At 49.1% G+C, this 4,840-nt stretch carries 8 protein-coding genes; all 8 read right to left on the reverse strand.

All coding sequences use genetic code 11. The features are described from left to right. Positions 1-384: TipJ family phage tail tip protein (gpJ, locus tag OGV69_RS15540; RefSeq protein WP_425592481.1), on the reverse strand; the 384-nt coding region annotated here is incomplete at its 3' end. A 53-nt stretch (positions 385-437) separates the two neighbouring features. After that, positions 438-1,037, reverse strand: a complete 600-nt coding sequence (locus OGV69_RS15545) for a tail assembly protein (RefSeq protein ID WP_069325444.1) — start codon at positions 1,035-1,037, stop codon at positions 438-440. 52 nt (positions 1,038-1,089) lie between these two features. Continuing rightward, complete coding sequence (locus OGV69_RS15550; RefSeq protein ID WP_074458570.1) at positions 1,090-1,425, reverse strand: hypothetical protein; 336 nt, start codon at positions 1,423-1,425, stop codon at positions 1,090-1,092. Between the two features lie 15 nt (positions 1,426-1,440). Then, complete coding sequence (locus OGV69_RS15555) at positions 1,441-1,947, reverse strand: hypothetical protein (protein ID WP_069325445.1); 507 nt, start codon at positions 1,945-1,947, stop codon at positions 1,441-1,443. Between the two features lie 97 nt (positions 1,948-2,044). Then, positions 2,045-2,758: a C40 family peptidase gene (locus OGV69_RS15560; RefSeq protein WP_069325446.1), complete on the reverse strand. Its 714-nt coding sequence runs from the start codon at positions 2,756-2,758 to the stop codon at positions 2,045-2,047. A gap of 1 nt (position 2,759) precedes the next feature. Beyond that, positions 2,760-3,515, reverse strand: coding sequence for a phage minor tail protein L (locus tag OGV69_RS15565; protein WP_227409232.1), 756 nt, complete (start codon positions 3,513-3,515; stop codon positions 2,760-2,762). Continuing rightward, positions 3,512-3,859 carry a phage tail protein gene (locus OGV69_RS15570; protein WP_048216155.1) on the reverse strand — a complete coding sequence of 116 codons (348 nt, stop codon included), beginning with the start codon at positions 3,857-3,859 and terminating at the stop codon, positions 3,512-3,514. The genes OGV69_RS15565 and OGV69_RS15570 overlap by 4 nt, the downstream gene beginning before the upstream one ends. A gap of 3 nt (positions 3,860-3,862) precedes the next feature. Beyond that, positions 3,863-4,840: phage tail tape measure protein (locus tag OGV69_RS15575; protein WP_286469407.1), on the reverse strand; the 978-nt coding region annotated here is incomplete at its 5' end.

Below are 4,840 nucleotides of genomic sequence, written 5' to 3' on the forward strand. Positions count from 1 at the left end.
CGATGGCCATTTCAGGCGCAGACGAACGGCTGAAAGCTGGGAATTGGTAAAGGTACGTGTCCATGCTGTTGCACTTGAAACCTCAGAGCCAACATTGATCTCATTTTCAGTACCGGGGATACCCTGAATGTAATTCTGTGCCTGCGTTCCTGAACGGAACTCCCACACTACGCCACTGAAATTCTGCGAGCCATCCGCATTCTCAAGCGCAGTACCATCCAGATAAATATTTTTACCCGTCAACTGCCCTGCAAACTCCCCTTCCCCAAGAGCAACGAGGATTTTGGCCTTCGCTACAGATTGCAAATCATCAGGCTGTTCGGTTGGGGTTCGGGAACTGGAGCCGCCGCCCTTGCGGCCTTTAATCGTAGTTGCTGAAGCCATATCGCGCCCATAAAAAAAGCCACCCTGAGGTAGCCTGAGAAAAGGATTTTTTCTTACTGCTGATCTTCGACGTAGATTCCAGCAGAAATAATCGCCCCACCAATTCGACGCTTACCATACCCTAGGGGGACGGGATATCCCTGCGCCGCTGTATTGGTTACCCCGCCGAAAGCATACGAAGCGCGGTTATCTGCACTTTGCTTACTGGCAAGACCTGATGGTTGAGGTGAGAGCATTTGAACAACACCACCAAGCATCATTGCAGCGCCTAGTTTTGCAGCGCCATAGCCTACTGCTGATAAAGTTCCGCCCGATAAATATCCGACTGCAACACCAACGACAACAAGGACAGCCCCTAAAACTGTTTGAAGTAGGCCAGCCTTTTTACTGCCAATTACAACAGGGATAATTCTTATCACCTCTCCTGTAACTGGAAAACATAAATCATCTTTTCCAATATTTCTTTTACCTTTAAATACAGCATACGTTAGACCACGATTTTTACTAGTATTTAAATATTGTTCAAATCCACAAATTGTTTTTGATAATGCATTGATAGCCTCTGCTGTTGTACGTATTAATCTGTCATGGGTTCTACCAAATGTTTTACCTAACGCGCCACCTAGTTCAATCCTAGTCATTATTTCTTGCATATTTACCCCATAAAAAAGGCCACTCGCAAGTGGCCTTTTTAATTAATTAAAATCACATACAGGATTTTGCTGCATTTGCCCAGTGGTCATTCCATCCTCTAGCAACAGCGTAAACTTTAACATCACTGCCACTATTTGAAGACTTATCAATATTAACAATAGATAAAGCGCCAAAGATATCATCTGATGCAGTTATTTTATACCCTGATGCAGTCGGTATACTTGTACTAGATGCACGTAATTCAAGCCATTTTGGAGCAATACATCTGTTAACCGTATCAATGTCTTTATCGGTGTGCATTTCAAATATTGGTTTCTGCGCTTCGAGAGACCCGGTACTACAGGCGGTTAGAAGAGTGCAAAAAATTAAAGAAAGTAGCTTTTTCAAAATTAACCTCATGCATTACAGATTATCACTTTTTTTAGCCTGTTCTGATTCTGGTCTATACGTAACAGTAACAAAATTAGATATGCCGTCAATAATAGTATGGCTAAGATTTACGTTCATACCAGAAACATTCCAAACTATCTCTTTATATGGCTCTTTATAAACAGGGGTGCCATATTTTTGTGTCAAAAGTGAATCAACAGATTGAAATAACCCTTTATTGATATTTACAAATTTATTATCGATAGACTGCACTATAACCTGTACAAGCTTACTTTCCTTAAATTGATATACAACTTTGAAATTCCCACCACCGATTTCAACCTTATCAACTCCAACAAGTCCTAATGTTTCATAGTATTCCAATGGGGGAGTGATTTTATGAACCTTACCATTTTCAGCACCAATTACCTCTTCTGGGCTCATCCCCCAAGAAGTGTTTCCATACCCTTTGACGCTATCATATGCCATTGATAATGACGAAAAAAATAATAAAGCCAGTGCAAGTAGATGGTTTTTCATGTCTTTCCCTTGTTAACATGCTACAAGGTAATTAAACCATCTTGAATGAATAGAAGACAACATCAAACATTCATAAATCAATGCGCTATACAGCTTTTTAACTTGCGAAATCACGATACCTTAGAATCTTCATTGTTCTTTCTTGCCAGTAGCCGCCGTATGGCACACGCTGGCTCAGATGCCCGTAAAGGTGATGTAGTAGCATGTTACCTTCCAGCAGGATCCCGGCATGGTTCCACTTATTTGCCTGGACCTGCATGATAACCATATCACCTGGCTGCGGTGCGCCGCTGAATTCACGGAATCCGCATTCATACCAGCAATCGTGGTAGAAGTTTTCGGGATAACTATCCTCCCACCAGGGATAATCCACGCGGTAATCCGTCAGCTCAATGCCATGCGTTTGCCGGAAATAACTCATCACCAGCCCCCAGCAATCAAAATGGCCGAGCACGAACGGACGTTCCAGCAGCGGTAACTCGCCGCGCGGCTGAATGGTGCGTAAATCCCCTTCCGGCCAGCTGACTATATGCCAGGGAAGTAACGTAGCGTCACACTGTGCCTTATCCAGTTCGCTCGCCTGCGTCGTGGCATCCGGGTGGCTGTGGACAATGGCAATCACTGTTCCCCAGTCTTCGGCAGCGGCATAATCTTCCGGCGACAGGTGGAAATGCTCTGTCGGATCGGTTGCCAGATTACGGCAGGGAATGTACCGCTGCACCCTGCTTTTTTGCACCACTACGCCGCAGCATTCACGCGGATATTCAGCAGCAGCATGCGCCATAATGGCGTCGATAATTTTCTGACGCATATCAGCTCCTGATCAGGGATGTGCCAGGGAAGCCACCGAACGGCAACTCGTTCCCCTCGCCATGCCTCAACTTGCACGCAGTGAGCGTACCGGGACATTCATCGAGTGACGGATCGTTAACCGGGTTGTTGTGCTTGTCGAAATAACGCGTTCCGGCATAGTCACATCCATCACCTGAGCGATATTTGTTACGGATACACCAGGTACAAAGCGAATGTAGCTGGCGCGTCGGGATCATCAACCCCTGCAGGTCCATTGGACTGGACAACGTAAACGCCACCACTTCGTTGGTTTCAGTGCTCTTGGCATCAATGTAAAACACCTTCAGCTTTTCCTGCTGCGGATCCGCCGACGGGTTGCCCTCCGGATAGTTTTTCGCATCCAGATACTGCGCCAGCGTGTCATGAATCGTGACCTTTGCCTGCAGCAGGTCATCATAAGCAAGACACAGCGCCGTAATGGAACTATCCAGGTTAGCGACCGACAGCGTCGGCTGCGCGCTGGTCCCGTTGGTCGCCGTCTCAATACCCTCTATCTGGCAGGGCCAGGCTTTATATTCCTGCCCCTGCCACCAGATCGATTTCGCCGGTAGCTTATTTTCATCTCCACCAGCAGCGGCAATTTCATCGGGAGTGTGGGCAATGTTGTGGGCGTGGAAGCGGAGAACGTCGGAAACACCAAATGCGGTGCCATCGACATCAAAAAGCCGGACAACATTGCCCGGCTCAAGTTTCTGATAATCATTGTTTAAGCTCATGGTGCAAACGCCTGTTCAAAGGTGGCTGATACGGTTTCCACCGTTTTACTTTTGGTAACGCGCTGCAGGCTGTCTGCCTCAACGCGCCACAGCGCAAGATCACCGCCTGGCGGGGTAAACGAAAATGATTTCGTCTTATGGCGCCGCAGGAAAGCATAGATATCCTTGACGGTTCCCGGTTCGCCGGTAAATGAAAACTCATAGCTGAGCGTTTCATCATTCATCCCGGCACCTGATACTTGCTTATAGCCATCACCAAACTGTGCCGTGCGGACGGTATCCTTACTTTTCAGGGTCGGCTGGCTGGATGCTTTAATCCGCCACGCAAAATGCTCGATCGCCATTGCTTACCTCTGTTTTGTTGCATTCCAGATAATGCCTCCGGGCCGGACCTCTCTGGTGATACCTTCCCTGATGGAACTGTTGATCACCTGCTGATAGGCTTTCCCCAGCGCATCACCGTTTCCTTTCTGCTGACCGGAATCCCCCTGGCCTGTTGTAACCGAAACCGGTGCATACACGCTGACACCAAAAGGAGAAGCAACGCCAGCGCCACTCCCCCCGACCAGACCACCAGTCGCATAACCGCGCATCATGCGATAAAGGTTGCCGACACCGATTCGGTTAGTGGCTTCCTGCGTAAAGACAAACTCTCCACGGTGCACCACACCTGCTGGCTCATACTTGCCGCCGGATCCTGTATAACCACCGCCAGCAAAACCCAGCGCTGACGTGGCAGAACTGACCAGGCCAGCCATGGCCTGCTTCATCAGGATCTGCGTCAGCATCGACAACGTGGAACGGGTGAAATCTGCCCAGTTTGCTTTCCCTGTCGTCAGCATATCGGCCATATTCTGGCTGATACCATCGAATGTGGCTGAAGCAGCGGACTTCATCGAGCCATAGGCATCAACTGCTGAATCGGCATAGTCAGCCCACGCTGATTTCGCCCCGGCCTGCCAGTTGCCGCGGAGCTCGTCCTGTGCGGCATAATATTTCTTCAGTGCATCCAGTTCGTTCTGATAACCCTGATCGGTGTCCGTACCGCCGGCATTCATCCAGCCCTGCCGCAGCTGTGCCTCTTCGTTTTGCCGCTGCGCGCCGCGACTGCTCATGCTGCCCCCGGCCACAAGCGCTCGGGTTTTCTCACCAATCTGGGTAACGTACTTCTGCGAGCTGTCCTGCAGGCGGTTTAACCGTTCCTGGGCAACAATCTGATCGCCCAGCCGGGCATTCACTTCGGCCCGCGCCAGTACCTCGTCTTTGTTCGCCAGCACCGATTTTTCATCGGCGGTCAGCGCGCGCTTTTTGGCGGCCTCTTCCAG

It is taken from the genome of Citrobacter sp. Cc139 (assembly GCF_030334645.1).
GTDB classification, from domain to species: domain Bacteria; phylum Pseudomonadota; class Gammaproteobacteria; order Enterobacterales; family Enterobacteriaceae; genus Citrobacter; species Citrobacter werkmanii.